General features: G+C 42.1%; 1 pseudogene. It reads right to left on the bottom strand.

Going from position 1 to position 737, the window contains the following annotated elements:
- Positions 1-132: 132 nt before the first annotated feature.
- A pseudogene (locus GMD4S_RS09810) lies at positions 133-737 on the bottom strand (acyltransferase family protein); the annotation flags it as partial.

Here is a 737-nt window from a genome sequence, read left to right as displayed (position 1 = left end):
CCTCCTTGATAGATTGATTCTAGAATTTATTATGTCAATTACATTATAAACCTTTCTTTTTCATTTGTAAATGGTATAGACCTATTTTTCGTGGATATTTTAAAAGAGCTGGATTTCTCCAACTCTTTGATCTTATTTTGATTTTACAGGCAGTTCTTGAGCAGCCTTAACAGCAGCTGCAATCGTCTCTGCGTAAAGTTTAGCACCTTCTTCAATCATGTTGCTATCATTCCCAAAGTGGACTTGGTCGGTTCCAGCCCAGATTTCAGGGTGTTCCTTAGCAACCTTATTCCAGTCAGCGATGCTCACGTAAGGATTCTTTTCAGCTAATTCCCGCGCATAAGCCGCATACTGCTCCACTGATGTGTAAGTGTCCTTACTCTTATCTCCCTCATAAGGTGTCACCAGTATCAGATGGTGTCCTTTCGGTAGATTGTTCACGATGCTGTCCAAGTCATTCTTATAGCCTTCAGGATTATTGACTCCCGTTGCAATGACAACAGTTTTTAGCAGCGCCTTGTTCTGACTGTTATTGAGCATAATGTCATTGGCTTGCTTGGTCGTTCGACTAACCTGAGCATTGATATTTGCTTCAGGAAGTGCCTCTTGTAAGGCTGTATTGGCACGCAAGGCTACCGAATCTCCTATCAGGCTTGTTCCCTCAGAAATTCCTAGACGACTCAGTTCAGCTTGTTCAGCAAGAGTCTTTGTTTGTCCTATATTGGTCTGGGCTTGTT

The organism is Streptococcus sp. GMD4S, from assembly GCF_000296955.1.
The sequence above is the reverse complement of the archived record's forward strand: the minus strand, read 5'-3'. Positions and strand labels throughout refer to the sequence as shown.